This window comes from Pseudomonas sp. DE0010 (assembly GCF_007680745.1).
In the GTDB taxonomy this organism is placed as follows: domain Bacteria; phylum Pseudomonadota; class Gammaproteobacteria; order Pseudomonadales; family Pseudomonadaceae; genus Aquipseudomonas; species Aquipseudomonas parafulva_B.
Map to the genome: position 1 here is coordinate 21,493 of NZ_VEJQ01000012.1, position 26,348 is coordinate 47,840.

25 protein-coding genes and 1 tRNA gene are annotated in these 26,348 nt (G+C 63.1%); 15 read left to right on the plus strand and 11 right to left on the minus strand.

What is annotated here, in order from left to right; all coding sequences use genetic code 11:
• The first annotated feature begins 239 nt into the window (after positions 1-239).
• The 7 genes from fdnG (at position 240) to FS767_RS11210 (ending at position 9,440) form a co-directional block, all read left to right on the plus strand.
• The gene (gene fdnG, locus FS767_RS11180) at positions 240-3,308 is read left to right on the plus strand and encodes a formate dehydrogenase-N subunit alpha (protein WP_144965381.1); all 3,069 of its coding nucleotides are present in this window, start codon (positions 240-242) and stop codon (positions 3,306-3,308) included.
• Positions 3,308-4,258: a formate dehydrogenase subunit beta gene (gene fdxH, locus FS767_RS11185; RefSeq protein WP_144965383.1), complete on the plus strand. Its 951-nt coding sequence runs from the start codon at positions 3,308-3,310 to the stop codon at positions 4,256-4,258. Before fdnG ends, fdxH begins: the two co-directional genes overlap by 1 nt.
• Positions 4,255-4,911, plus strand: coding sequence for a formate dehydrogenase subunit gamma (locus tag FS767_RS11190; RefSeq protein ID WP_144965384.1), 657 nt, complete (start codon positions 4,255-4,257; stop codon positions 4,909-4,911). The genes fdxH and FS767_RS11190 overlap by 4 nt, the downstream gene beginning before the upstream one ends.
• Before the next feature lie 4 nt (positions 4,912-4,915).
• Positions 4,916-5,836, plus strand: coding sequence for a formate dehydrogenase accessory protein FdhE (fdhE, locus tag FS767_RS11195; protein WP_058603956.1), 921 nt, complete (start codon positions 4,916-4,918; stop codon positions 5,834-5,836).
• A 155-nt stretch (positions 5,837-5,991) separates the two neighbouring features.
• Positions 5,992-7,419, plus strand: a complete 1,428-nt coding sequence (selA, locus tag FS767_RS11200) for an L-seryl-tRNA(Sec) selenium transferase (protein WP_144965386.1) — start codon at positions 5,992-5,994, stop codon at positions 7,417-7,419.
• A complete protein-coding gene (gene selB, locus FS767_RS11205) occupies positions 7,416-9,323 on the plus strand; it encodes a selenocysteine-specific translation elongation factor (RefSeq protein ID WP_144965387.1) in 1,908 nt (635 codons plus the stop codon). Before selA ends, selB begins: the two co-directional genes overlap by 4 nt.
• A 21-nt stretch (positions 9,324-9,344) precedes the next feature.
• A tRNA-Sec gene (locus tag FS767_RS11210) sits at positions 9,345-9,440 on the plus strand.
• 3 nt (positions 9,441-9,443) lie between these two features.
• Here FS767_RS11210 and FS767_RS11215 read toward each other — a convergent pair.
• Both FS767_RS11215 and FS767_RS11220 read right to left on the minus strand, forming a co-directional pair.
• Positions 9,444-10,430, minus strand: coding sequence for an asparaginase (locus FS767_RS11215; protein ID WP_100852337.1), 987 nt, complete (start codon positions 10,428-10,430; stop codon positions 9,444-9,446).
• Between the two features lie 134 nt (positions 10,431-10,564).
• On the minus strand, positions 10,565-12,007 hold the full coding sequence (locus FS767_RS11220) for a sodium:alanine symporter family protein (protein ID WP_144965389.1): 1,443 nt from the start codon (positions 12,005-12,007) through the stop codon (positions 10,565-10,567).
• A gap of 178 nt (positions 12,008-12,185) precedes the next feature.
• On the opposite strand from FS767_RS11220, the gene FS767_RS11225 reads away from it, so the two are divergent.
• Positions 12,186-12,995, plus strand: coding sequence for a helix-turn-helix transcriptional regulator (locus FS767_RS11225; RefSeq protein WP_144965391.1), 810 nt, complete (start codon positions 12,186-12,188; stop codon positions 12,993-12,995).
• 11 nt (positions 12,996-13,006) lie between these two features.
• Here FS767_RS11225 and FS767_RS11230 read toward each other — a convergent pair whose 3' ends face one another.
• Complete coding sequence (locus tag FS767_RS11230; RefSeq protein WP_144965392.1) at positions 13,007-13,852, minus strand: alpha/beta hydrolase; 846 nt, start codon at positions 13,850-13,852, stop codon at positions 13,007-13,009.
• 411 nt (positions 13,853-14,263) lie between these two features.
• Between FS767_RS11230 and FS767_RS11235 the strand changes: the two genes are divergently transcribed.
• On the plus strand, positions 14,264-15,148 hold the full coding sequence (locus FS767_RS11235) for a sugar nucleotide-binding protein (protein WP_144965394.1): 885 nt from the start codon (positions 14,264-14,266) through the stop codon (positions 15,146-15,148).
• Complete coding sequence (locus FS767_RS11240) at positions 15,141-16,076, plus strand: NAD-dependent epimerase/dehydratase family protein (protein ID WP_058603962.1); 936 nt, start codon at positions 15,141-15,143, stop codon at positions 16,074-16,076. Before FS767_RS11235 ends, FS767_RS11240 begins: the two co-directional genes overlap by 8 nt.
• An 87-nt stretch (positions 16,077-16,163) precedes the next feature.
• Here the strand turns inward: FS767_RS11240 and FS767_RS11245 are convergent, their stop codons facing one another.
• The 5 genes from FS767_RS11245 to FS767_RS11265 form a co-directional block, all read right to left on the minus strand.
• A complete protein-coding gene (locus FS767_RS11245) occupies positions 16,164-16,847 on the minus strand; it encodes an OmpW family protein (protein WP_144965395.1) in 684 nt (227 codons plus the stop codon).
• A 108-nt stretch (positions 16,848-16,955) separates the two neighbouring features.
• A complete protein-coding gene (locus FS767_RS11250; protein ID WP_371921585.1) occupies positions 16,956-17,441 on the minus strand; it encodes a DUF3299 domain-containing protein in 486 nt (161 codons plus the stop codon).
• 135 nt (positions 17,442-17,576) lie between these two features.
• Positions 17,577-18,842: an ABC transporter permease gene (locus FS767_RS11255; RefSeq protein WP_058603965.1), complete on the minus strand. Its 1,266-nt coding sequence runs from the start codon at positions 18,840-18,842 to the stop codon at positions 17,577-17,579.
• On the minus strand, positions 18,842-19,552 hold the full coding sequence (locus tag FS767_RS11260) for an ABC transporter ATP-binding protein (protein WP_144965398.1): 711 nt from the start codon (positions 19,550-19,552) through the stop codon (positions 18,842-18,844). Before FS767_RS11260 ends, FS767_RS11255 begins: the two co-directional genes overlap by 1 nt.
• Positions 19,553-20,131 carry a DUF2796 domain-containing protein gene (locus tag FS767_RS11265; protein ID WP_144965400.1) on the minus strand — a complete coding sequence of 193 codons (579 nt, stop codon included), beginning with the start codon at positions 20,129-20,131 and terminating at the stop codon, positions 19,553-19,555.
• A 126-nt stretch (positions 20,132-20,257) separates the two neighbouring features.
• Here FS767_RS11265 and FS767_RS11270 point away from each other — a divergent pair, with 126 nt between their 5' ends.
• The gene (locus tag FS767_RS11270) at positions 20,258-20,617 is read left to right on the plus strand and encodes a hypothetical protein (RefSeq protein ID WP_058638672.1); all 360 of its coding nucleotides are present in this window, start codon (positions 20,258-20,260) and stop codon (positions 20,615-20,617) included.
• Positions 20,618-20,797: 180 nt separating this feature from the next.
• On the opposite strand, the gene trxA is transcribed toward FS767_RS11270, so the two are convergent.
• From trxA to FS767_RS11285, 3 genes are read right to left on the minus strand one after another with little or no spacing between them, the layout of a single operon-like run.
• Complete coding sequence (trxA, locus tag FS767_RS11275; RefSeq protein WP_144965401.1) at positions 20,798-21,670, minus strand: thioredoxin; 873 nt, start codon at positions 21,668-21,670, stop codon at positions 20,798-20,800.
• 31 nt (positions 21,671-21,701) lie between these two features.
• Entirely contained in the window at positions 21,702-22,361 is a 660-nt protein-coding gene (locus FS767_RS11280; protein WP_144965403.1) for a methyltransferase, read from the minus strand.
• Positions 22,362-22,814 carry a YbaY family lipoprotein gene (locus FS767_RS11285; RefSeq protein WP_144965405.1) on the minus strand — a complete coding sequence of 151 codons (453 nt, stop codon included), beginning with the start codon at positions 22,812-22,814 and terminating at the stop codon, positions 22,362-22,364.
• 105 nt (positions 22,815-22,919) lie between these two features.
• Here FS767_RS11285 and nrdR point away from each other — a divergent pair, with 105 nt between their 5' ends.
• From nrdR to ribBA, 4 genes are read left to right on the plus strand one after another with little or no spacing between them, the layout of a single operon-like run.
• Entirely contained in the window at positions 22,920-23,384 is a 465-nt protein-coding gene (nrdR, locus tag FS767_RS11290) for a transcriptional regulator NrdR (RefSeq protein WP_027915127.1), read from the plus strand.
• 2 nt (positions 23,385-23,386) lie between these two features.
• Entirely contained in the window at positions 23,387-24,517 is a 1,131-nt protein-coding gene (ribD, locus tag FS767_RS11295) for a bifunctional diaminohydroxyphosphoribosylaminopyrimidine deaminase/5-amino-6-(5-phosphoribosylamino)uracil reductase RibD (RefSeq protein WP_144965407.1), read from the plus strand.
• Positions 24,518-24,557: 40 nt separating this feature from the next.
• The gene (locus tag FS767_RS11300) at positions 24,558-25,223 is read left to right on the plus strand and encodes a riboflavin synthase (protein ID WP_144965409.1); all 666 of its coding nucleotides are present in this window, start codon (positions 24,558-24,560) and stop codon (positions 25,221-25,223) included.
• 18 nt (positions 25,224-25,241) lie between these two features.
• Entirely contained in the window at positions 25,242-26,333 is a 1,092-nt protein-coding gene (gene ribBA, locus FS767_RS11305) for a bifunctional 3,4-dihydroxy-2-butanone-4-phosphate synthase/GTP cyclohydrolase II (protein ID WP_023535004.1), read from the plus strand.
• Positions 26,334-26,348: the final 15 nt, after the last annotated feature.

Below are 26,348 nucleotides of genomic sequence, written 5' to 3' on the forward strand. Positions count from 1 at the left end.
TTTCCCATCGAAACCCAGGGTTCATACCCCTGGGTTTTTTTTGACTTGCGTTTACTGGTTCTACAAGCGCATCAGACCCGTCTTACAAAATTTTCAATCACGCCCGATTGACCCACGTCATCGCACCTTTTCGATTCCTTGCTAGTCTTACCTGTTGGCGGTCCTCAAACCGCCGTCACCGTGACTACCAAGAGGCGCCGGCCATGCTCCGTGCGCCCAAATCTGATCAGGAGTGCACGATGGATCTCAACCGTCGGCAATTCTTCAAGGTCGCCGCCGTCGGCCTTGGAGGCTCGAGCCTTGCGGCGCTGGGCATGGCCCCTACGCCTGCGTTCGCCGAGCAAGTGCGCCACTTCAAGCTGGCGCATACCAAGGAAACCCGTAACACCTGCCCCTACTGCTCGGTCGGCTGCGGCTTGATCCTGTACAGCCAGGGCGATGCGGGCAAGAACGTCAAGCAGAACATCATCCACATCGAAGGTGACGCCGACCATCCGGTGAACCGCGGCACCCTTTGCCCCAAAGGCGCGGGTCTGCTCGACTTCATCCATAGCCCAAGCCGTCTCAAGTACCCCGAAGTACGCAAGCCGGGTAGCAACGAGTGGGTACGCGTCAGCTGGGACGAAGCGCTCGATCGCGTGGCCACCTTGATGAAGGAAGACCGCGACGCGAACTTCATCGAGAAAAACGCCCAGGGGCAGACGGTCAACCGCTGGCTTACCACCGGTTTTCTTGCCGCTTCCGCCGCCTCCAGCGAGGCCGGCTACCTGACTCACAAGGTCGTTCGCGCAACAGGCATGCTGGGGTTCGATAACCAAGCACGTGTCTGACATGGCCCGACGGTGGCAAGTCTTGCCCCGACGTACGGCCGTGGCGCCATGACCAACCACTGGTCCGATATCGCTAATGCGAATCTGGTCCTGGTGATGGGTGGCAACGCAGCAGAAGCGCATCCGTGCGGCTTCAAATGGGTGACCGAGGCCAAAGCGCACAACAAGGCGCGGCTGATCGTGGTCGACCCAAGGTTTACCCGTACCGCTTCGGTGGCCGATTACTACGCGCCTATCCGTACCGGCACCGACATCGCGTTCATGGGTGGATTGATCAATTACCTGCTGAGCAATGACAAGATCCAGCACGAGTATGTGCGCAACTACACCGACGTATCCTTCATCGTCAAGGACACCTATGGCTTCGAGGATGGCCTGTTCAGCGGCTACGACGAGAGCAAGCGCATCTATGCCGACAAGTCTGGCTGGGGTTACGAGCTGGGCGAGGACGGTTTTGCCAAGGTAGACCCGACACTTCAGCACCCACGCTGTGTATTCCAGCTGATGAAGCAGCACTACAGCCGCTACACCCCGGAATTGGCGAGCATGACCTGTGGCATGCCGCAGGACGCCATGATGAAGGTGTGGGAAGAGATCGCGACATGCTCGGCGCCAGGCAAGACCATGACGATCCTGTATGCGCTGGGGTGGACGCAGCATTCGATCGGCGCGCAGATCATCCGCAGCGCGGCGATGGTGCAGCTGTTGCTGGGCAACGTGGGCATGCCAGGCGGGGGCGTGAATGCCTTGCGTGGTCACTCCAACATTCAGGGCTTGACTGACCTGGGGTTGCTATCCAACTCGCTGCCGGGTTACCTGACGCTTGCCGGCGACGCCGAGCAGGACTACGCCGCGTTCATCGACAAGCGTGCATCCAAGCCGCTGCGCCCGGGGCAGCTGTCCTACTGGCAGAACTACGGCAAGTTCCACGTCAGCCTCATGAAAGCCTGGTACGGCCCCAACGCCACCGCCGAGAACAACTGGGGCTACGATTGGCTGCCCAAGCTCGACGTGCCTGCCTACGACGTGCTGCGCATGTTCGAGATGATGAGCCAAGGCAAGGTCAACGGCTACATGTGCCAGGGTTTCAACCCGATTGCCGCCCTTCCTGACAAGAACCGCGTGACCGCAGCACTGGCCAAGCTCAAGTGGCTGGTGGTCATGGACCCGTTGGCCACCGAGACATCCGAGTTCTGGCGCAACGTGGGGCCGTTCAACGATGTGGACACGGCCGGTATCCAGACCGAGGTGATCCGCCTGCCCACCACCTGCTTCGCCGAAGAGGATGGCTCGCTGGTCAACAGCAGCCGCTGGCTGCAATGGCACTGGAAAGGCGCCGACGGCCCGGGTGAAACCCGCACTGACGTGCAGATCATGAGCGAGCTGTTCCTGCGCTTGCGGCAGCGGTACCAGAAGGAAGGGGGGGCCTACCCCGATCCACTGCTGAACATCCACTGGCCGTACAAGATCGCCGAAGAGCCGTCGCCTGAGGAACTGGCGAAGGAGATGAACGGCTGGGCCGTGACGGACTTCACCGACCCGACAGGTGCGACCGTCAAGTCCGGTCAGCAACTGTCGGGCTTCGGCCAGCTCAAGGACGACGGCAGCACGGCTTCCGGTTGCTGGATCTTCGCCGGCTGCTGGACCGAGCAGGGCAACCAGATGGCGCGCCGCGACAACAGCGACCCCTATGGCATGCATCAGGTGCAGAACTGGGCATGGGCATGGCCGGCCAACCGACGCATTCTCTATAACCGTGCTTCCAGCGACCCGCAAGGCAAGCCCTGGGATCCGGAGAAGAAGCGTCTGGTCTGGTGGAACGGCAAGGCATGGGGCGGGACCGACGTGCCTGATTTCAAGGTCGATTCGCCGCCGGAAGCGGGCATGAACCCGTTCATCATGAACCCCGAGGGTGTGGCGCGTTTCTTTGCCATCGACAAGATGGCAGAAGGGCCGTTCCCCGAGCACTATGAGCCTTTCGAAACACCGATTGGCATCAACCCCCTGCACCCGAACAACAAGAAGGTGGTCAGCAACCCGGCAGGGCGCATCTTCGATTCAGTGTGGGACACCTTGGGCACACATGATGAATTCCCATACGCGGCCACCACCTACCGCCTGACCGAGCATTTCCACTTCTGGAGCAAGCATTGCCGGCTCAACGCCATTGCCCAGCCTGAGCAGTTCGTCGAGATTGGTGAAGTACTGGCTAATGAAAAAGGCATCAAGGCGGGCGACAGGGTGCGTGTGTCGAGCAAGCGCGGGCATATCGATGCCGTTGCGGTGGTGACCAAGCGGATACGTCCGCTGCAGGTCAACAACCAGACGGTGCATCAGATCGGCATCCCGCTGCACTGGGGCTTTACCGGGTCCACGCGGCACGGGTACCTGACCAACACCCTGGTACCGTTCCTGGGCGATGGCAATACCCAGACACCGGAGTCCAAGTCGTTCCTCGTCAAAGTGGAGAAACTCTGATGGCCAGCCAAGACATCATCGCCCGGTCGGCCACCACCACCGTGCCGCCTTCGGTACGCGAGCAGGAGCAGGTTGCCAAGCTGATCGACACCACCAAGTGCATCGGCTGCAAGGCCTGCCAGGTGGCGTGTTCGGAATGGAACGAGTTGCGCGACGAGGTTGGGCACAACCACGGGACCTACGACAACCCTCAGGACCTGAGCGCCGAAACCTGGACATTGATGCGCTTTACCGAGCACGAGCGCGACGACGGCAACCTGGAGTGGCTCATCCGCAAGGATGGCTGCATGCACTGCGCAGACCCCGGTTGCCTGAAGGCGTGCCCAAGCCCCGGTGCAATCATCAAGCACGCCAACGGCATCGTCGACTTCAACCAGGACCATTGCATAGGCTGCGGCTACTGCATCACCGGGTGCCCGTTCAATATCCCGCGCATTTCGCAAAAGGACCACAAGGCCTACAAGTGCACCCTGTGTTCCGACCGCGTCAGCGTAGGACTGGAGCCAGCCTGCGTGAAAACCTGCCCGACCGGTGCCATCGTCTTCGGCAGCAAGGACGAGATGAAGGTGCATGCCGATGAACGCATCGTCGACCTCAAGTCCCGAGGCTACGAGAACGCTGGGCTGTACGACCCTGATGGCGTAGGGGGGACCCATGTGATGTACGTACTGCACCATGCCGATACACCCAAGCTGTATGCCGGGCTGCCGGACCAGCCGGTGATCAGCCCGCTGGTGGGACTGTGGAAGGGCTTCACCAAGCCTCTGGCCTTGCTGGCCATGGGGGCTGCGGTGGTGGCCGGCTTCTTCCACTACGTGCGGGTCGGGCCGCAGCGTGTCGAGGAGGACGAGCAGCCTGCAGCGTCCGACACCAGTGTGCACCAGGTAGACCCGGCAGTGCATGTGTTCGACCCGAACAAGCCCGATGGGCAAGGGGAGCAGCGGCCATGAACGACAACAAGCCTATCCTGCGTTACAACGCCAACGAGCGCAGCAACCACTGGATAGTGGCGATCCTGTTCTTTCTGGCGGGCCTGTCGGGGCTGGCGCTGTTTCACCCCGCCTTGTTCTGGCTGAGCAATCTGTTCGGCGGCGGGCCATGGACGCGCATCCTGCACCCTTTCCTGGGTGTGGCGATGTTCGTGTTCTTCCTGGGCCTGGTGGTGCGTTTCTGGCGTGCCAACTTCATTACCGCCAACGACCGCCTGTGGTTGCGCAGAATCGATCGGGTCATGCGCAACCAGGAGGACGGTGTGCCTGCCATCGGCAAGTACAACGCCGGGCAGAAGCTGCTGTTCTGGACGCTGCTGGTGTGCATGCTGATCCTGATGATCAGTGGCGTGGTGATCTGGCGCGCCTACTTCAGTCACTACTTCGACATTGGCGCCATACGCCTGGCCACCTTGCTGCATGCCTTCGCGGCGTTCGTGCTGGTGCTCAGTATCATCGTGCACATCTATGCCGGTATCTGGATCAAGGGGTCGGTAGGCGCCATGCTGCATGGTTGGGTCAGCCGGGCCTGGGCGCGCAAGCATCATGAACTGTGGTATCGCGACGTGACCGCTGACAAAACGCCAACCGAGCACCGACGAAAAGAAGGATGAACGCTTGAGTACCGTACTTGAACCTGGGCAGATCGAAGCGTCGGCCGTCATGCCGCCGTTTCTGCACCTGCCGCCAGGCAACCTCTTCGACGTGCGGGCGGCTCGCCTGGAGCGCCTGGCCCAGGGCCATGCCATGGGCGACTATTTGCTGTTGATCGCGCGGCTATGCCGAATCCAGCAGCAGCTTGTGGATAACCCGCCTAGCGCGCTGCCTGTTGCCCAAGAGCGCCAACGCCTGTGCATAAGTCACGGGCTACCGCCCCTGGCGGCTGACAGCCTTGTGCGCGAAGGCGCATGGCTGGGTTGGTTGCAGGCGCTGCTCGATCATTTCGATGAGCCGGGCCAAGGCCCGCTGCAAGAAGCACTGCACACGCTGCGCATCAGTGACGATACCCAGCGCAAGGGTTGGGCAATTGCCCTGCTCAGCGGCCAGTACGATGCCGTGCCCCCTGCACTTGTGCCGTTCGTGGGCGCAGCCCTGCAGGCTGCCTGGTCAAGCTGGTTGCTGGCACTGCCAAGCACCGAACTCAAGCCCGCTGCCAGCCTTGCCCAATGCCCGGCATGCGGTTCGCCGGCCATGGCGGGCGTGGTACGCAACCGTGGCAAGCACAACGGCTTGCGTTACCTTGCCTGTTCGTTGTGCGCCTGCGAGTGGCACGTGGTGCGGGTCAAGTGCGTGTATTGCGACTCCAGCAAAGACCTGCGCTACAGCGCGCTCGACGATGACCGTCACGGGCCCGGCAAGGCGCCGCTGCGTGCCGAGTGTTGCCCAGGGTGCAACAGCTACCTCAAGCAACACTACCTGGAAAATGACGCAGCAGCCGAAGCCTTGGCCGACGACCTGGCCAGCCTGGCCCTGGACATGCGCCTGGACGAGGAGGGGTACCATCGTCTGGCACCCAACCTGATGGTCTCGCCCGGCTAGCGGTTGATTGTCTACACTGTGAGACCGAGTTGCCTTGCGCTGGCAAGCGCCCTTGACACGGATTTCGAAGGTTCTCGGACCTGCGGATGTCTGCGTTACCGTCGCTTGCCTTCCACAAGGCCAGCAGACAATGGACCCGTCCAAGGTAGTACCGCATGTCCTCCAGCTTAGCCAGCGTCACGCCTCGCCTGCCTTCCATCGATACACTCCTGCGCCACCCGGCTTGTCTAGCGCTGATCGAGCGTTACGGCCGTGAAGCTGTTCTGTCGACCTTGCGGCACTTGCTGGACGATTTGCGCGACCTCGTCCGCAATGGCCAGCTCGGTGCTGCCGAGGTGGCGCCCGAGGTACTGCTGGGCCGCGCCGGCGAACGCCTCGATGTCAACCAGCGCAGCCAGGTTCGCCGCGTGTTCAACCTCACCGGCACGGTGTTGCACACCAACCTGGGCCGCGCCTTGCTGCCTGAAGAAGCCATCGAGGCCATGGAGTGCGCAGCGCGCTACCCGCTGAACCTCGAGTTTGACTTGAGCACGGGCAAGCGCGGTGATCGCGATGACCTGATCGAGGGGTTGATTCGCGAACTGACTGGCGCCGAGGCCGTCACCGTGGTGAACAACAATGCAGCCGCTGTGTTGCTGGCGCTCAACAGCGTGGGCGCCCGCAAGGAAGGCATCATCTCCCGTGGCGAACTGATCGAGATCGGTGGCGCCTTCCGGATACCCGACATCATGGCCCGGGCTGGCGTCAGGTTGCATGAGATCGGCACCACCAACCGCACCCACGCCCGCGATTACGAGGCGGCCATCAGCCCGCGCACCGGGTTGCTGATGCGCGTGCACTGCAGCAACTACAGCATCCAGGGCTTCACCACCCAGGTACCCACCACAGAGCTGGCCCGCATTGCCCGCCAGCACGGCCTGCCGCTACTCGAGGACCTGGGCAGTGGCAGCCTGCTGGACCTCACGCGCTGGGGGCTACCGGCCGAACCGACGGTGCGCCAGGCATTGAGCGATGGCGCCGACATTGTCACCTTCAGTGGCGACAAGCTGCTGGGCGGCCCGCAAGCGGGGATCATCGTCGGGCGCAAGGACTTGATCGCCAGGATCAAGAAGAACCCGCTCAAGCGTGCCTTGCGCGTGGACAAGATCACCCTAGCCGCCCTGGAGGCCGTGCTGGCGCTGTACCGCAACCCTGATCGCCTGGCCGAGCGCCTGCCCAGCCTACGCCTGCTCACGCGTGCCCAGGCAGAGATTCACACCCAGGCCCTGCGCGTGGCGCCAGCGTTGCAAACCTGCCTGGGCGAGCAGTGGTGCGTCAGCGTACAGCCGACGCTGGGCATGATCGGCAGCGGCAGCCAGCCTGTCGCACGCCTGCCCAGCGCCGCCTTGTGCGTGCGTGCGCAGGTGTCCAAGCGTCTGCGCGGGCGCAGCCTGCATGCCCTGGAACGCGCGCTGCGCGAGTTGCCGGTGCCGGTGCTTGGGCGCATCGACGACGATGCACTGTGGCTGGACCTACGCCAGCTGGACGATGAACCCCAATGGCTAGCGCAGCTGCCAGGCCTGCAATTGGGGGCCTTGCAGTGATTGTCGGGACCGCCGGGCACATCGATCACGGCAAGACGGCGCTGCTGCAAGCGCTTACGGGCCAGGCCGGGGATCATCGCCAGGAGGAACAGGCCCGTGGCATGACCATCGACCTGGGTTATCGCTACGCGTCGCTGGCAGAGCAGGCGCCACTGACTGGCTTCATCGACGTGCCGGGCCATGAGCGATTTGTCCACAACATGCTGGCCGGTGCCCACGGTATAGACCTGGTGCTGCTGGTGGTGGCGGCAGACGATGGGGTCATGCCGCAGACCCGCGAGCACCTGGCGATCATCGAACTGTTGGGCATTCCCCAGGCGCTGGTGGCCATTAGCAAGTGCGACCGGGTCGAGCCCGCACGCGTGGAAGCGGTGAAGCAGCAAGTCAGCCAACTGCTGGCGCCTGGCCCGTATGCCGACGCGCCGCAATTTCCCGTATCCAGTACCGCCGGCACCGGTATCGAGGCCTTGCGCCAGGCCCTGCTGGCGGCAGCGCCCCATGCCCGCCGTCGCAGTGTGGCCGGGGGCTTTCGCCTTGCCGTGGACCGGGCGTTCGCCGTCACCGGCGCGGGGGTAGTGGTGACCGGCACGGCGCTGGCAGGGCGGATCACGGCCGGCGATATGTTGCTGCTGGGCAAGGCCGGCAGGCCGGTGAGGGTGCGCGGTTTGCATGCCCAGAATCAGCCCGCGCTGGTGGCGGAGGCAGGGCAGCGTGTGGCGCTCAACATAGCCGCCGAGCGCCTGGCGGTGGACCAGATACGCCGAGGAGATTGGCTGGTGCCGCAGTGGTTGCACGCGCCCAGCACACGCATCGATATTGCCTTGAGCCTGCTGCCCGGCCAAGCCCGTGCCTTCGAGCATTTCAGTGCGGTGCATGTGCACCTGGGCACCCAGGACGTAACTGCCAGGGTGGCTTTACTCGAAGGGCAGAGCTTGGCGGCGGGGCAGCGCATGTTTGCACAGTTGCTGCTCAACGCCCCCTTGCAAGCGGTGCATGGCGACCGCCTGGTGCTGCGCGATCAGCGCGCTCAGTACACGCTTGGCGGCGGCACGGTCCTGGACCCGTTCGCCCCCAGTCGACAACGCCGCAGCGCCGAAAGGCTGCAACAGTTGCAGGTGCTGCGCGACTGTGCGGGCCTTGAGCAGGCCTTGCCGGGTTTGCTTGCCAGCGCACCGGGTGGGCTGGACCCACAGCGCCTGGAGCGACAGTTCAATCGCCTGCGTGACAGCTGGCAATTACCCGACGACGTACTCGTGATCGCCACCCGCCAAGGCCAGTTGCTGTTCGCAGCAAGCCAATGGCAGGCGCTCAAGCAACGTGTGCTGGCCCAACTGGCGGCCTTTCATGAGCAGGAGCCCGATCAATTGGGCCCGGACCGTGACAGGCTGCGCCGTTTCGCGGCGTTGCCTTTGGACAGACCGGGGTTCGTCAGTTTACTTGAGCAGTTGCTGGCCGAAGGCGCAGTGGCCAGCAGCGGCCCCTGGCTCCACTTGCCTGATCATCAGGTCCAGCTTAGTGCCGCAGATGAGGCGCTCTGGGCCCGCCTGCAGCCCAGACTGCTGGCCGCAGCCTACGATCCGCCTTGGGTCAGGACGTTGGCGAGCGAGGAAAAGTGCGCTGAGGCCGATGTGCGCCTGCTACTGCGCAAGCTCGCGCGCCTGGGGCTGCTACACCAAGTGGTGCGGGACCTGTTCTACCCAGAACCGACCCTACAGCGCATGGCAGAGCTGCTGCAGCGTCACATGTGTGACACGCCGGTAGTGCAGGTTGCTGCATTTCGCGATATGTTGGGCATCGGTCGCAAGCGCAGTGTGCAGATTCTGGAGTATTTCGACCGGATCGGCCTGACCCGCAGGGTCGGCGATCAGCGGTACATCCGCAGTGACAGTGCCCTGGCCCGCTAGCAGGCCAGGCACCCACTTCAAGGAAGGCAATCGCGCCCGGTGGCGCGGCCGGGCTTCAAACCCGGTTGGGGACGGCATCCGTTCCCGGGCAGGTTCGACTCCCGCTGCCTTCCGCCATTTCTAGCGTTCGCCGCACAGGTCCAAGGCAAACCACTGCTCGGCCTCATCCACGTCCAGCCCGGCACCCAACAGCGCGAACATCTTGCCAAGGGCCGCCTCCCGCGTCATGCCGCCCCCGCTGACCAGGCCTGCTGCTCGCAGGCGGCTACCGGCGGCATAGGTATCAAAGACCACGTCGCCTTCCGGGCACTGGGAAATGGCCACCAACATGACCCCACGCTCGCGTGCTGCACGCAAGGTGTCGAGCAGCGCCTGATCATCGGACGGCCCAGTGCCGCTGCCATAGCATTCCAGCAACAAGCCCTGCACGCCGCTGTTGAGCAAAGCGTCCAGATGACCTGCCTGCAAACCAGGGAACACCGGCACGACCGCAAGGTTTACGCGCTGACGGGGCTGCTGGTAACCCAAGTGTGCCGGCAAGGGGGCTACGTGCTCGCTCTGGCGATGGCGCGGCAGGGCTGCAAAGGCATCGAACGCTTCGCTGCGCAGCTTCGAGGCGCGGCAACCGTGCAGCAGCTTCCCCGCGAAGTACAGCTGCACGCCCGCTTCAAGGGGATGATCGAACTGGCGCAGTGCACCGCACAGGTTGTCCCAGGCATCGCTGCCAGGTGCGCCTGCCGGCAGCATCGAGCCGGTCAGCAGGATGGGAACCGGCAGCCCCAGCAACAGGAACGACAGTGCCGCTGCACTGTAGGCCAGGGTGTCGGTGCCATGCAGTACCAGTACCGCATCATGGTCACGGACCCGCACGGCATCGACGATCGCATCACGCATTGCCAGCCAGTTGTGCTGCTGCATGTTGGCACTGTCGAGGAGTGGGTCCAGTTCCTGGAGCGTCCAGGTGACTTCGGGGGCATCGGCCATCACGGCGAAATGATCGCGCATGCGGGACTCGAAGCCGCCGGATGGGGCCAGGCCTTCCGGGGTTTCGAGCATGCCGATGGTGCCACCGGTGTAGAGCACGAGGAGGTTCTTTACTGCGCGCATGGAAAGCGTCCGTAGCGATGAACGGGAAAGAAGAGCCGCGCGTTGGAGGGAAGGCTAGTGGGGCCGCAATGCGGCCCCTGATGACTCAACCAATTGGCACAACCCTCGCTGGGGCGGCTGGCGATGTCAGCCTATCAGCGCAGCGGCTGAGCCTGGCCGACAGCTTTGTCAGCGGCTGTTTCCACCTGCGGGTTGGCAGGCCATGCATTGCGGTCCAGGTCCAGGTCGGCGAACTTGGCCGAATCGAACACGGGCTGCTTGATGCCAGCCTTGCGCTGGTCATCGTAGTCGCGCATCACACGCAGGCCGACCTTGAACAGCAGGGCCAGGGCCATCAGGTTGACGAAGGCCAGGCACGTCATGGTGATGTCGGCGAAGGCGAACACGGTGGTCAGATCCTGCATCGAGCCCCACACGACCAATGCCAGTACCAGGGCACGGAAGCCCATCAATACTGCCCGGTTACGGCTGAGGAACTGCAGGCTGTTCTCGCCCAGGTAGTAGTTGTAGAGGATACAGGTGAACACGAACAGCGACAGCGCCACGCTCACGAAGATACGGCCCCAGTCGCCTACCACGGCAGCCAGCGAGTTCTGGGTCAGGACAATGCCGTCACCCTCGAAGCCAGGGGTGTAGAAGCCCGACAGCAGGATCAGCAGCGCGGTGCAGGTGCAGATCACGAACGTATCGAGGAACACGCTGAACGCCTGTACCACGCCCTGGGCACCTGGGTGCTTCACGGCTGCGACGGCGGCTACGTTCGGTGCACTGCCAAGGCCGGCTTCGTTGGCGAACACGCCACGCTTCACGCCCATGACGATGGCGCTGCCCAGCAGGCCGCCGAAGGCGGGGTCAAGACCGAAAGCGCTCTTGAAGATGGTCTCGAGCATGGCCGGCACGTGTTCGATCTGGGTGCCGATCACGTACAGGGTCACGCCGATGTAGGCCAAGGTCTTGATCGGTACGAGCAGGTCGGATACCGCCGCGATACGCTTGATGCCACCAATGAAGGTGATGGCCAGCAGTACTGCCAGCACGATGCCGGTGTGGCGCGGATCGAAGTGGAAGGCGTTTTGCAGCGAATGGGTCACGGTGTACGACTGCAGGCCAATGAAGGCGAAGCCATAGGTGACCAGCAGCAGGATCGAGAAGACGATCGCCATGCCCTTGTACTTCAGACCATGCTGAATGTAGTAGGCCGGGCCGCCACGGTACAGGCCATCGCCGTCGGCGCGCTTGTACACCTGGGCCAAGGTACATTCGAAGAAGCTGCTCGACATGCCCACCAGCGCGGTGACCCACATCCAGAACACGGCACCTGGGCCGCCCAGGGTCACGGCGATGCCGACCCCAGCAATGTTACCGGCGCCCACTCGGCCGGCCAGGCTCAGCATCAGGGCCTGGAATGAACTCAGTTGGCCTGCCTGGCCACGCAGCGATTCCTTGAACACACCGAACATGTGTACGAAGTGACGGAACTGGACGAACCGGGAACGGAGGGTGAAGTAGCTACCCAGCCCCACGATCAGCACGATGAGCAGTTTCCCCGAGAGGAAATCGTTGAGTACTTCGAGCATTGGAAAATGACCTCGATTCTTATTCTTCGTGTGGAAAGACCAGCGGCCGGCAGGCGTGCCGCTATTCGTTGGGGCGCATGGTTGGCCATGACAAGAGTCGTTACAATTTCGCGGCTTGGTCTCAATTGATGCGAGTTGATGCTAAACTGGCGCCATTCGCGTCACGTAGGCCTTTGTCATGAGCGAGCATTTCGCTACCAATCTCAAGCTGGCTTGCAGCCACTACCGCTCTATCTCCGAAGTTTGCCGCCAACTGTCGATCAATCGCGCCCAGTTCAACAAATACCTGAGCGGGCAAAGCCGTCCGACGGCTTACAACCTCAAACGCATTGGCGATTTCTTCGGGGTGGAGGAATACGAGCTCGACCTGCCCGCCGATCAGTTTTCACGCTTGATCGGCGCGCGAGTACCGTCCTCGGTCGAGCAAACCGGCGATCCGATCAGCGAGCTGTTTCGGCCTCTGCATGATCACGCGGGCAACCTGTCGCGTTACTGCGGGTATTACTTCGAGTACTCCAATTGCATGTCGGTGCCGGGTACGGTCCTGGTGTCGTTAGTGCATCTGTGGGAGGAGGGCGGGCGCTTTCTGTTCGAGCGCCAGGAGCGTCAGGAGCGGTCCACCGCAACGGACCAGCATGCCGAAGTGCGTTGCCGGTACCTGGGGGCTGCTTTCCAGTTGCAGGACCGGGTGTTCCTGATCGACTACGAATCGCTTACCTACAACGAGATGAGCCAGACCATTCTCATCCCCAGCTTCAAAAGTCGTATCACCCGCCTCAACGGCCTCAAGGCCGGCGTGTCCAGCGGCGACCGGCGCAATCCCGCCTGTACCCGAGTGGTGTGGGAGTACCTGGGGCAGGAGATCAATCGCATCAACGCCTACCGCCAGGTAAAACTGTACCGGCCTGATGACCCCCGCATAGATGAAGACATCCGCGAGCGGTTGGATGTGGGCCCGCTCAGGAATGGGTTGTTTGAAGTCGAGTAGGGAGCAATTCGTTAAACAGCACCGAGAATGAAGTCCGTCACAATGCTTGTGACCTGATCGGCGATGTCCGGGTTGGCCCGCAAATAGGAGGGGATGCCGTGGTCGCAGTTTTCAAGAATGATGCGCTGAAAACGCTCTGGCGCAGTCGAGCGTGTTAGGGCGCTGATTAGTTCTGCAGGTATGGGGCTGTACCGTTCTGCGCCTGCGTGCCACACGTGGCCCGCGCCTGTGCCAGGGGGGCTTGAGAGCTGACGCGAGTCAAGCCCATCGTGCTCGCCGATCAGCAACAGAACTCGGCCCGGAAATCGTTCAAGAAAGAGGTAGCTGTCGCAATCGAAAAATGCGAAGGGCTTTCTGATGGCCGCCGAAAATGCCGGGCCAAATGGCAGTGAGTGGGCGCTGTCTGGATAGATCGCAGGGCAGACAAGGATAAGCGTGTCCACATGCGGCAACTGTGCTGCCATTTTCAATGCCAAGGCTGCGCCGAGGCTGTGACCAATCAGCGTTCGGCACTCAAGCGCGATATGCGAATGAAAGCGCCATGCTTCTTCAAGGTTTATAACCAGCGAAGGCGCTGCTGCACCTGGTGCGCTGGCTAGACTATGCCCTGACAAGTTGGCCGTGAGCGAGCCGATACCTGCAGCCTGTAGGCGGTAGAGCAGTGGATTGAGCCGAGTGAAATCGGACCGAGCGCCCGTCAGTACAAAAACAGGTGCTGCGCGTTGCAGATCGGGTACTAGCAAACGGGCCTGTTGTTCGTAGCTTCCGAATCCTTCGTCGATAAACCATTCCATGCCTGGAGCGGGCTCTTCATATTGCCATTTCAGGCGCCCGCAGGAGTAGGCTTGCATGTGCATACAGTCTCTACGAAAGGCGTGTTAGCCAGTTACTGATAGGGTTGTGCGGCTCGGTAAGCAGTTCGAGCAGCATGAGGATACAGCCGCTTACCAACGGTGGTTTTACGTACGTGACCAAGAGCGTAGCGCGTTGCCTGTGCTTGGCTAGCTGTGCATCTAACAAGGCAGCAAGGGCCCTCTTCAGCACTACTGAGGCCAGCCGAATCTGCAATTCAAAGCCCTTTCGCTGAGGTGTGGAAGTCAGTCATTGCCTAATGCATCGTAGGGCTTTTCTCCGAATGATTTTTCCATCGTTTTTGAGGGGTCGGCACTGCCACCACTTGCAGCATCCGCATGCCCCACGTTGGACTTCCCCGCCCGGAAACCGCAAAATGGCCGCTTTCCTTTACAACCTCCGGATCTGCTGACTCTATGCGTATGCGCCTAATGCTGTTGGGTGGTGGCAATGCCCTCGGGCAAGCGCTGATTCGTCTTGGGGCCGAGGAGGACATCGCTTTCATGGCGCCGCGCCCTCCAGAGGAGGGCTGGGCGCCTGCCAGCCTTACCCAGTTGCTCGACGATCATCGTCCCGACGCCGTGGTCAACCTGGCGTATTACTTCGACTGGTTCCAGGCCGAGTCGGTCAGCGAGCAGCGTCTGGCGCTTCAGGAACGCGCCGTGGAGCGGCTGGCAGAGTTGTGCCAGCACCACCAGATCACGCTGGTCCAGCCCTCGAGCTACCGCGTGTTCGATGGCTCGCGTGCCACCGCCTACAGCGAAAAGGACGAGCCATTGCCGCTAGGCCTGCGCGGGCAGGCGCTCTGGCGTATCGAACAAAGCGTGCGTGCGGCCTGCCCGCAACATGTGCTGTTGCGGTTCGGCTGGGTGCTGGACGAAAGTATCGATGGCCTGCTTGGCCGTTTCCTGACGCGCGCCGAGCTACCCCAGGAATTGCTGCTGGCTGATGATCGGCGTGGCAACCCGACACCCGTCGACGATGCGGCCAGGGTCATTCTCTCGGTGCTCAAGCAACTGGACTGCAATTCGCCGTTGTGGGGTACCTACCACTACGCCGGGAACGAAGCGACCACGCCTGTGGCGCTAGGCCAGGCGATCCTCGCCGAGGCCGGCCAGCATCGACAGCTCGCGGTGCAGACGCCAACGCCGCAGGCCCATGCCGCGCGCCCGGATGCTAGCGAAGAGCCGCAGAACGCAGTGCTGGCCTGCAAGAAAATCCTTCACACCTTCGGTATCAAGCCCCGTGCCTGGCGTGCAGGCTTGCCGTCTCTTCTGGACCGGTTCTATCGCCATGGCTGATGCCCCCATCCTGATCACCGGCGGTGCCGGCTTCATCGGCTCTCACCTGAGCGACGCCTTGCTGGCGCGTGGCTACGCCGTGCGCATTGTCGACGACCTCTCCACGGGCAAGCGGGACAACCTGCAACTGGGCCACCCCCTGCTTGAGCTTGTCGAGGGGGACGTGGCCGACGCCGAATTGGTCCAACGCGCAGCGGCAGGCTGCCAGGCCGTGGTGCACTTGGCTGCGGTGGCCTCGGTGCAGGCTTCGGTCGACGATCCGGTGCGCACGCACCAGAGCAATTTCATAGGCACGCTCAACGTGTGCGAAGCCATGCGTGTTCACGGGGTGCGCCGCGTGTTGTTCGCGTCCAGTGCAGCGGTCTACGGCAACAACGGTGAAGGCCAGTCCATTGCCGAAGATACACCCAAGGCGCCGCTGACACCGTATGCCGTGGACAAGCTGGCCAGCGAGCAGTACCTGGATTTCTACCGGCGCCAGCATGGGCTTGAGCCTGTGATATTCCGGTTCTTCAACATCTTCGGGCCGCGGCAGGACCCTTCCTCGCCTTATTCGGGCGTCATCAGCATCTTCAGCGAGCGTGCACTGCAAGGTCAGCCAATCACCGTGTTCGGTGACGGCGAGCAGACGCGGGACTTCCTGTATGTGGGTGACCTGGTACAGGTCATGGTGCAGGCGCTCGAGCAAGCGCAGGTCGAGGAGGGGGCCGTGAACATCGGTCTCAACCAGGCCACGTCACTGAACCAGATGCTCGCTGCGCTCCAGCAGGTGGTGGGCAGCTTGCCCGCAGTCAGCTATACCACGCCGCGCTCGGGCGACATCCGCCATTCGCGTGCAGACAACAGGCGGTTGCTGGCTCGCTTCGACTTCAAGCGGGCCACCTCGATGGTGGAGGGGCTGTCCCGGTTGTTGGGCAAGCTCCGCTAGCAACCGATGGGCGCCCAGCCCGGCGCTCAGTACGACAGTAACGAAACGGGGCGGCCTTGGCCGCCCCGTGTGTTTTACAGCGCTCGATCAGAACTTGTAGCCCAGGCCGACCATGTAGACCCAAGGGTCCACGTCCACGTCGACCTTGGTCTTGCTATAGCCCAAGGCGCTCGGGCCGTTCACGCTGGCCTTGGTGTCGATGTCCACATACCAGACAGCGGCGTTGACCAGCAGGTTGTCGGTGATCATGTAGTCCATGCCCAGCTGGCCGGCGAACCCGACCGAATCCTGCAGTTTCAGGTTGCTGAACCCTTGTTGCTTGCGGTTGCTGCTCAGGTCTTCATCGAAGAACAAGGTGTAGTTGATGCCCACGCCCGCATAGGGTTGGAACTTCGACGACGCCTCCATCGGGTAGTACTGCAACGAAAGGGTCGGCGGCAGTTGCTTGATGTCGGCCAGCTTGCCATCCAGCCCACCGCCCAGCCCTTTCACCCCTACCGTGTGCTTGAACGGCGTAGCTGCCAGCAATTCCAGGCCAATGTGGTCGGTGAGCATGTAGGCGAATGCCAGACCCAGCTGGGTATCGCTGTCCAGGGTCGCCTTGGTGCCTGCCACTTTGTTGCCGTCGAACTTCAGGTCGCTGCTGCTCTCGTTGGGCGCAGTGGTGATGGCGCCAGCACGTACGATGAAATCACCGGGTTGATAAGCGTGCGCAGCCGGGCCGGTGAGTGCCAGGGCCACGAGTGAGGCACCGAGCAAGGACTTGTTCATGGAAGCTCCCAAAGGACGTTGATAATCGTGTAGTCCAATGGTACGGATGCAACTAAACAGAAAGTTTGACCCAGCTCAACGAAGCGTCTGCACCGGCCTTCGGAAGGCTCATCTGAGTTCGTAGGCGTAGATCTTCTCGGCTTCCATCTGGTAACCCGCCTCAGCCAGTTCGCTGCTCGAGGGTTTGACATGCATCGTGCCCTCTATCCAGTAGGGCTGATACAGATCTTCTACCCGTACGCCCATTTCACTGACGATGTGCACAATCTGGTTCGACGGGGGCGGGGGCACGTGGATGCACGCACCGTAGTACGGCACCAGCAGAAATTCGGTGGTGCGGCCTTGCTCATTGACCTCCAGCGGCACGATGTAGCCCGGCAGCTTGACCTGCTGGCCATCGAGGCTGTTCACCACGGGTGCAGCAGGCGCCTGTTGGCGCGCGGCCGGGGCGGACTCGGCAGATAGTGCATCGCTGAGCTGCGACATGTCATGCAGGGGCGCCAGTTGCGGCGCGACGACCGGTGCGCCTTCGGGGATCAGGGCGGGCCAGTCGAGCTCTCTGGGCTGCGATGCCCACGCAGGTACCGCAAGCATCACGAGCAGCGAAAAAAGCAGGCGCCGGGCGGGGCTACCGGTTGGCAGGCTGGCCCCCATACGGCATGTCCATGCGCTTGCAAGCGCATGGAGAGCCCCGAAGCAGGCAGTGAGAAATCGGATCATCACAGGCTCTCAAAGGTGGATCGACAAACCATCTGCCAACGACTGCCGATAGGCTCGCCACGCCGGAACGCTGCCCATCAACAGCGCTGCGCCAAGGATGATAGCCAGCAACGACCATTCATGCGTGCTGGGCCAGGCCAATGGCAAGTACAAGCCATAGTTGGCCTGCACGTAACCCTGGGCCAGGGCGATGCCGGCGTACAGCAGGCCAAGCCCGGCAACGATCCCGGCCGTTGCCAGCGCCAGAGCCTCAAGTACCAGCAGCCCGGCGATGTGCCATGGTCGTGCACCTACCGAGCGCAGGATCGCCATTTCCCGGCGGCGCTCGTTCAGACTGGTAAGAATCGCCGTGAGCATGCCGATCAGCCCGGTCAGCACAACGAACAGCGAGACCACGAACAGGGCTTGTTCGGCAGTGCCCATCAGGCTCCACAACTCCTGCAACGCCACCCCCGGCAAAATCGCCAACAGCGGCTCGCTGCGGTATTCATTGATTTCGCGCTGCAGGCTGAAGGTGGCGATCTTGTTGTTCAGGCCCAGCATGAACGCCGTGATCGCAGCGGGTTGCAGGTCCATGCCACGCGCCTGTTCTGCACTGATGCGTCCCGCACCTCGGGCCGGCACGCCGTTGTGCCAGTCGATATGGATCGCCTCCATGCCGGCCAGGCTGATGTGCAAGGTGCGGTCAACCGGCGTGCCGGTGCGCTTGAGTACACCGACCACGGTAAATGGTTTGTCGTCGTGCTTGACCAGGCTGATCGCCGCTACGCCATGGGCCAGCACCAGTTTGTCGCCCAGCTTGTAGTGCAAGGCGTCGGCAACCTCCGCGCCCAGTACCACTTCGAAAGGATCGTCGGCAAATTCCCGGCCCTCGCGCAACGCCAGGTGCTGCTTGCGCCCGTACTGATAGTGGTCGAAATAGGCGCCGGTGGTGCCCATCACCCGGTAGCCGCGGTGCGAGTCGCCCAGCGAGATGGGGATCGCCCACTTCACCCGTGGGTCCTGGGCGTAGTGCTGGTAGCTGTCCCAGCGGATGTTGTTGGTGGCGTTGCCGATGCGAAACACCGAGTACAGCAGCAGGTTCACCGAACCTGAACGCGCACCGACAATCAGGTCAGTACCACTGATGGTGCTGGCAAAGCTGGCCCGGGCTTCGGTTCGCACCCGCTCGACGGCCAGCAGTAGGCACACCGACAAGGCGATGGCGAACGCGGTCAGAAAGGCGGTGAAGCGGCGGTTGGCCAGGCTGGCCAGGGCAAGACGGAGCAGGTACATCATGCCTCCCGGGGCTTGGCGGCGCGATTGAGCTCGGCCAGAGACAGGTGACGGTCGAACAGCGGGGCCAGGCTCTGGTCATGACTGACGAACAGCAGGCTCGAGCCTGCCGCGCGGCATTCGTCGAACAGCAACGCGATGAACGCTTCGCGGGTATCGGCATCCAGCGCTGATGTGGGCTCATCGGCGATCACCAGCTCGGGCTGGCCGATCAGGGCGCGGGCAGCGGCGACGCGTTGCTGCTGGCCGATCGACAGGCTGTCGGCTCGCCGCGTGAGCAACTGCGGATCGCCCAGGCCCAGGTGGGCAAGCAGTTCGCTGGCGGCCTGGTCGACGCTACCGTGGCGCTCGATGGCACGCTGGGCGCGGCTGCGCGAGAAACGACAGGGCAGCTCGACATTTTCCCGCACCGAGAGAAACGGCAGCAGGTTGAATTGCTGGAAGATGTAGCCGGTGTGGTCCACACGAAAACGGTCGCGGGCACCTTGGCCGAGTACGGCCAAGTCCTGCCCAAGCAGTTGGATTCGCCCACGGCCTGGCCGGTTGACCCCGCCAAGCAGGCCTAGCAGGGTAGTCTTGCCACTGCCGCTTGGGCCCTTGAGAAACACGGCTTCACCGGCTTGCAGTTCAAAGGCCGGGATATCCAGCAACGGCGGTTGTCCCGGCCAGGCGAACGCCAGGTCTTGCAGGTGGATCAGCGGCTGGTTCATTCAGAGTGTGACCACGGCCTTGGTTGGCGCGGTTTCCACCCCCTTCTGACCGTTCGGGCCGATCAATTGCACATTGATTTTCTGCGTGGCGGGGAAGGCCTTGAACAGCGGCGACAGGTCGATCTGAGTGAGCTTTTCGGGCGCTGTGCAGGTGAGTTGGTAATGGGCGTTGATGTCGCTGTGAACGTGGCCTTTTTCGTGCTCGTCGGCATCATCGTCCGCCTTGGCGGCATCCCCAAACAGCGGGCTTTGCAGTTCTTGCTGGTCTGGTGTGCAACCCGCGGCCGCCGTCAATGCGAACAACTTCAGGGGCTGTTCCAACTGCTGACGCACCGCGGCCACCTTGGCCTTGTCGGCATCGCTGCTGGCCATGTGCTCGAAGCCGACCAGGTTCATCGCCGGGCTGTCCAGCTCGAGCTCCAGGGTATTGCCGTCAAGCACGGCATTGAGCTTGGCCACGCCATGCTCATGGGCGGCAAGCGTGCCATGGCCGTGTTCATGCTCATGTTCTTCGTGGGCATGGGCCGTCATGGCCAATGGCAAGCAGGCGAAGGGCAAGGCTAGCAGCAGACGACGCATGGGCGACTCCAGGAGCGGATTGTAAGAGTGGTTATGTTATAACGATTGTTTGGCAGGCCGCCAGCCTCGTGGCTCAGGTTTCATGTTGCGGTAGCATGGCGACAATGACTTGAGCGAGGACCTACAGTGAGAATTCGTGGAACGATCGGTAAGTGGCCGGTGGACCTGACCATCGAGCTTGATCCCCAGGAATGGGCGCAGTTGGCACGGCCAGCCGAACAGCTCCCCGCTTCGACACCCCAGCCAGCTGCCGCAGTGCCTCCCGCAGCAGCAAAGGATGATGGGCCGTGGCGGGTAGCCTGCGAATTATTGCGCACGGCTGGCCGGATGGAGGGGCCTGAGCTGCTCGAGCATTTGCAGGGCCTCACGGGGGACTTTGGCGCAGCCAAGCGGTTGCTGGTGCGGTTGCGGCACCATGGGCAAGTGCGGGTGTTCAGCGAGGGCGAAACGCCGGTGTATGTGTGGCAGGCCGGCGAAAAGGCGTAGACGACCTCGAACGACGTGACAAGCGTGTCAGTGGCCGGCTCACGGGGCAAGGCGGAGCAACCCAGGCAACAGGTGCTGGGCCTGATCAGTACCGAGCCGCTCGTATCCCAGAGCAGAGTGTGAGCACTAGGGCATGAGCAGGGTGGCGTACCTTGCTCATGCCTCCACGCCTGATAAGCGTCAGTACATCGCAGCAAACAGCTTACGGCGATACGTACCCACCAGCGGATGGGCACTGCCGAGCAACTCGAACACCTGTAGCAATGCCTTGTGTGGCAACCCGTTCTCGTAACCGCGATTGCGCTGGAACAGCTTGAGCAGGCTTTCGAGCGCGGGCTCGTACTGCTGGCGTGCCAGCTGCTGAATGCACAGTTGGTACGTGGCTTCGTCATCCTGTGGATTCTGCGCCAGGCGACTTTTCAGGTCTGCAACCTCCGGCAGGCTGGCGGCTTGGCGCAGGAACGTCAGTTGCGCCTTGGCGCCGGCCAGAGCGGCCTTGTGGTCCTCTGTCTTGACCGCATCCAGCACCACCTGGGCTTCGCCCAGCTCACCGCGCTCGGCCAGGCAGCGGGCGTACAGAATCAGGCCTTCGGCGTTGCTGTTGTCCTCTGCAAGCAATTGCTGCAGCACGGCTTCGGCTTCGGCAAAGCGGCTTTCGGCGAACAGCGCCTGCGCCTGTTCCAGCGGCGAAGCGGTGGGTGGCGCCGGCAGCTGCACATGCGGCTCGAGCATGGCGCGGATCGCCGATTCCGGCTGGGCACCGGCAAAGCCGTCGACCGGCTGGCCATCCTTGAACAGCACCACGGTCGGCAGGCTGCGGATGCCGAATTGCGCCACTACCTGCTGCTCGACGTCGCAGTTGATCTTGGCCAGCAGCAGTTCGCCCTGGTACTCCTCGGCAATTTTTGCCAGAAGGGGCATCAAAGCCTTGCACGGCGCGCACCATTCGGCCCAGAAATCGACCAGCACCGGCTTGTGGAATGAGTTCTCGATCACCAATTGCTGGAACGTGGCATCGGTGGCATCGAAGATGTATGGGGTGTCCTGGCTCATCGCGACTCTCGCAAATCCGTGAATGGCACCACTATAAAGGCTCGCGGCTGGCGTGGTACAGGCTGACCCGGCGGAATTCGTGCGGCTCGGCCAGGTCTGGCAGGGTCAAGGCGTCGAGCACCCCGAGCGATCGGTACAAAGGGTGGCTGAAGTCCCGCACGCGCGAGTCGGCTACCAGTGCCTGTCGGCCCCGGTCGAGGAAGGCATCGAGCAGCGGCAGGTTGGCGCGGTCGTAGAGCACATCGGCCACCAGGATCAGGTCAAAACGGTCATCTTCGGCAAAAAAGTCGCTGCTGTAGCCCAGCTCCACCTCGTTAAGGGCGGCGTTGGCACGGCAGGCGTCCAAGGCCAGCGGATCAAGGTCGCAGGCCACGACCTCCAGCGCACCTGCACGGGCGGCGGCGATGCCGGCGATGCCGGAACCGGCGCCAAAATCGAGCACCCGCTTGCCGGCTACCCACTCCCGGTGCTCGGCCAGGTAGCGCGCCATGGCCAGGCCACTGGCCCAGCAGAAGCTCCAGTACGGCGGGTCTTCGAGAATGCGCCGGGTTTCTTCACTGCTGAAGGCGCGGTCCATGTTCTGGTCATCGATCAGCCATAGTTTCAACGCGCAGCCGGGCAGGTCGCTGATCACCAGCCGTGCTTCGCCAATCAGGCCGCTCAGGGCCTGTTGCAATGCCACTGGCGCCACTTACGGTGCCTTTTCGAACTGCAGCGGGCCGGTGGCCTGGGTCTGTGCCTGGGTGATACGCAGCGGCGGCAAGTGCATGATCAACTGGCCAGAGCGGCTGGCTCGCCCGCGCAGCTCCACCCTGGCGCCGGCCGGAAATGCCTCGGGATTGAAGCGCAGCTGGTAGGGCAAGGCCTGCCCGGTACCCGGCAGGGTGCTGCTGGCCAACAGCTGTTGCGGCCGATCGCGCTCATCGATCACCAGCAGGGCAAGTTCCACCTCTGCGCCTGCGGGGATTCCCAGCAACGTGCCGCTCAGCTCGCGCTGATAAGCCGGCAAGGGGCCAAGCGGCTGGGCCTTTTTGGACACCTTGGCGGGCGCCGGAGCAGGCGGTTGTTCGGTCTTGGGCCGGTCACTGCCGCAGGCGGTGAGCATGGCGGCGCAGCACAGCACGGCAAGCGCTCGAAGAGGCATGGGGTAGTCCTTCAGGGGCAGAATTGCATGGATGTTAACCCCTTTGGCTTGTCTTGCCAGTGGGATGCGCTACCATGGCCCTCCCTTTTTTTGTTGCCTGCCACCATGCACTGTCCGTTTTGCGGTGCCAACGACACCAAGGTCATCGACTCGCGCCTGGTCGCCGAGGGCGAGCAAGTGCGGCGCCGTCGCGAATGCGTCGCCTGCGGCGAGCGCTTCACCACCTTCGAAACCGCCGAGCTGGTATTGCCCCGGCTGATCAAACAGGACGGTACTCGCCAGCCCTTCGACGAAGACAAGTTGCGGGCCGGCATGCAGCGTGCGCTGGAAAAACGCCCTGTCAGTGTCGAGCGCCTTGAAGCCGCCCTGGCCCACATCAAGAGTCGGCTGCGCGCCACCGGTGAGCGCGAGGTCAAGTCGCTGGTAGTGGGCGAGCTGGTGATGGGCGAGTTGCGCAAGCTCGATGAAGTGGCCTACATCCGCTTCGCCTCGGTTTATCGGCGCTTCCAGGACCTTGACGAATTCCGCGAAGAAATCGACCGCCTGGCCCGTGAGCCAGCCAAAGAGTGAGCATGCAAACCCCCGCAGCTGTGCTTGACGCCCATTACATGGCCCGCGCGCTTGAGTTGGCGCGCAGGGGGCTCTACACCACCCACCCCAACCCGCGTGTGGGCTGCGTCATCGTCCGCGATGGCGAGGTGGTGGGCGAGGGCTGGCATGTACGCGCCGGGGAGCCCCATGCCGAGGTGCATGCGCTTGCCCAGGCAGGCGAGCGTGCGCGGGGCGGCTGTGCCTATGTCACCCTCGAACCCTGCAGCCACCATGGCCGTACGCCGCCGTGTGCCGAAGCCTTGGTCAAGGCCGGCGTGGCGCGGGTGGTGGCCGCCATGCAGGACCCAAATCCCCAGGTGGCCGGGCAAGGCCTGCAGCGGCTCGCCCAAGCTGGTATCGACGTGGCCAGCGGGGTGCTCGAAGCGCAGGCACGGGCACTCAACCCCGGGTTTCTCAAGCGCATGGAGCAGGGGTTGCCGTTCGTGCGCGCCAAGCTGGCCATGAGCCTGGATGGTCGTACCGCCATGGCCAGCGGCGAAAGCCAGTGGATCACCGGCCCTGCGGCGCGTTCTGCCGTGCAGCGCCTGCGCGCGTGCTCAAGCGTTGTGCTGACCAGTGCAAGCAGCGTGCTGGCTGACGGTGCGCGCATGACGGTGCGTGGCGCCGAGTTGGGCCTGGACGCCGAAACCACCGCGCTTGCCCTGAGCCGGGCACCGCTGCGGGTACTGGTCGATGGCCGTTTGCGCTTGCCCTTGCAGGCGCCATTCTTCCAGGCCGGCCCCGCACTGGTGGTGACCGCCGTCGCAGATGACCCACGTTATGCCGCTGCCGGCCATGAACTGCTTAGCCTGCCGGGCGACAATGGCCGTGTCGACCTGCGCGCCCTGCTGCAAGCACTGGCTGCCCGCGGCGTCAACGAAATCCTGCTGGAAGCCGGCGCAGGTCTGGTGGGTGCCTTCGCCCAGCAAGGCCTTGTCGACGAGTACCAGCTGTTCATGGCCGGCACCTTCCTGGGCTCAAGCGCACGCCCACTGCTGGACTGGCCACTGAACCGCATGAGCGAGGCACCGCGGCTGAAGATCACCGACATGCGCGCAGTAGGCGATGACTGGCGGGTCACAGCCGTACCGCTACCTGCTCCCGGCGTATAATGCGCGGCTTGCCCCGCGCACACCGTTTTGAGGAAGACCCATGTTCACCGGCATCATCGAATCCATCGGCACCATCCGCAGCCTGACGCCCAAAGGCGGCGACGTGCGCGTGCACGTCGACACCGGCAGGCTCGACCTGGGTGACGTCAAGCTTGGCGACAGCATCGCCGTCAATGGCGTGTGCCTGACGGCGGTGGAGTTGCCGGGCAACGGCTTCTGGGCCGATGTCAGCGTGGAGACCCTCAAGCGCACGGCCTTCGTCGACCTGAAAAGTGGCAGCAAGGTCAACCTTGAAAAAGCGCTGACGCCCACCACCCGCCTGGGGGGGCATCTGGTCAGCGGCCATGTCGACGGCGTGGGCGAAATCATCTCGCGCAGCGATAACGCCCGCGCCATCCAGTTTCGCGTGCGTGCGCCGCGAGAACTGGCCAAGTACATCGCCCACAAGGGTTCGATCACCGTCGATGGCACCAGCCTGACGGTCAACGAGGTCAATGGCGCCGAATTCGAGCTGACCATCGTCCCGCACACCCTGTCCGAAACCATCATGGCCGACTACCGCGCAGGGCGTCGGGTAAACCTTGAGGTCGACCTGCTGGCCCGTTACCTGGAGCGCTTGCTGCTGGGTGACAAGGCGGCCGAGCCGAGCAAGGGCAGTGGCATCACCGAAAGTTTCCTGGCCGCCAACGGCTTCTTGAAATCCTGATTGAGAAGGGGGTGCCGCGTGGCGCTCAACAGCATCGAAGAACTGGTCGAAGACATCCGCCAGGGCAAAATGGTCATCCTGATGGATGACGAAGACCGCGAGAACGAAGGCGATATCATCATGGCAGCCGAATGCTGCCAGCCCGAGCACATCAACTTCATGGCCAAGCACGCCCGTGGCCTGATCTGCATGCCAATGACCCGCGAACGTTGCGAAACCCTCAAGCTGCCGCTGATGGCGCCGCGCAATGGCTCGGGCTTCGGCACCAAGTTCACCGTTTCGATCGAGGCGGCCGAAGGGGTCACCACCGGCATCTCCGCCGCCGACCGTGCCCGCACCGTGCAAGCGGCTGCCGCCCGGGACGCCAAGGCTGAAGACATCGTCAGCCCCGGGCATATCTTCCCGCTCATGGCTCAGCCAGGCGGTACGCTGGCACGCGCCGGGCACACCGAGGCAGCCTGCGACCTGGCACGCATGGCCGGGTTCGAACCCAGCGGCGTGATCTGCGAGGTGATGAACGACGACGGCACCATGTCGCGCCGCGCCGAACTGGAAGTGTTCGCGGCCGAGCACGGCCTGAAGATCGGCACCATCGCCGATCTCATTCACTACCGCATGATCCACGAGCGCACCGTGCAGCGGGTCTCCGAGCAGTCGGTGGAAAGCGAGCTGGGCGAGTTCAACCTGGTCACCTACCGCGATGCGGTGGAAGGTGACGTGCACATGGCCTTGACCCTGGGCACCATCTGCGCCGAAGAGCCTACTCTGGTGCGGGTGCATAACATGGACCCGCTGCGTGACCTGCTGCTGGTCAAACAGCCGGGCCGCTGGAGCCTGCGCGCCGCCATGGCCGCCGTGGCCGAAGCCGGAAGCGGTGTGGTGCTGCTGCTGGGGCACCCGCTCGATGGCGACGTGCTGCTCGCTCATATCCGCGAAAGCGCAGGCGATGCACCGGCCAAGACCCCGACCACCTACAGCACCGTGGGTGCCGGTTCGCAGATCCTGCGTGACCTGGGCGTGCGCAAGATGCGCCTGATGAGTTCGCCGATGAAGTTCAATGCGATATCCGGATTCGACCTGGAAGTTGTAGAATACGTGCCCTCCGAGTGACTTGAGGCGGCAATG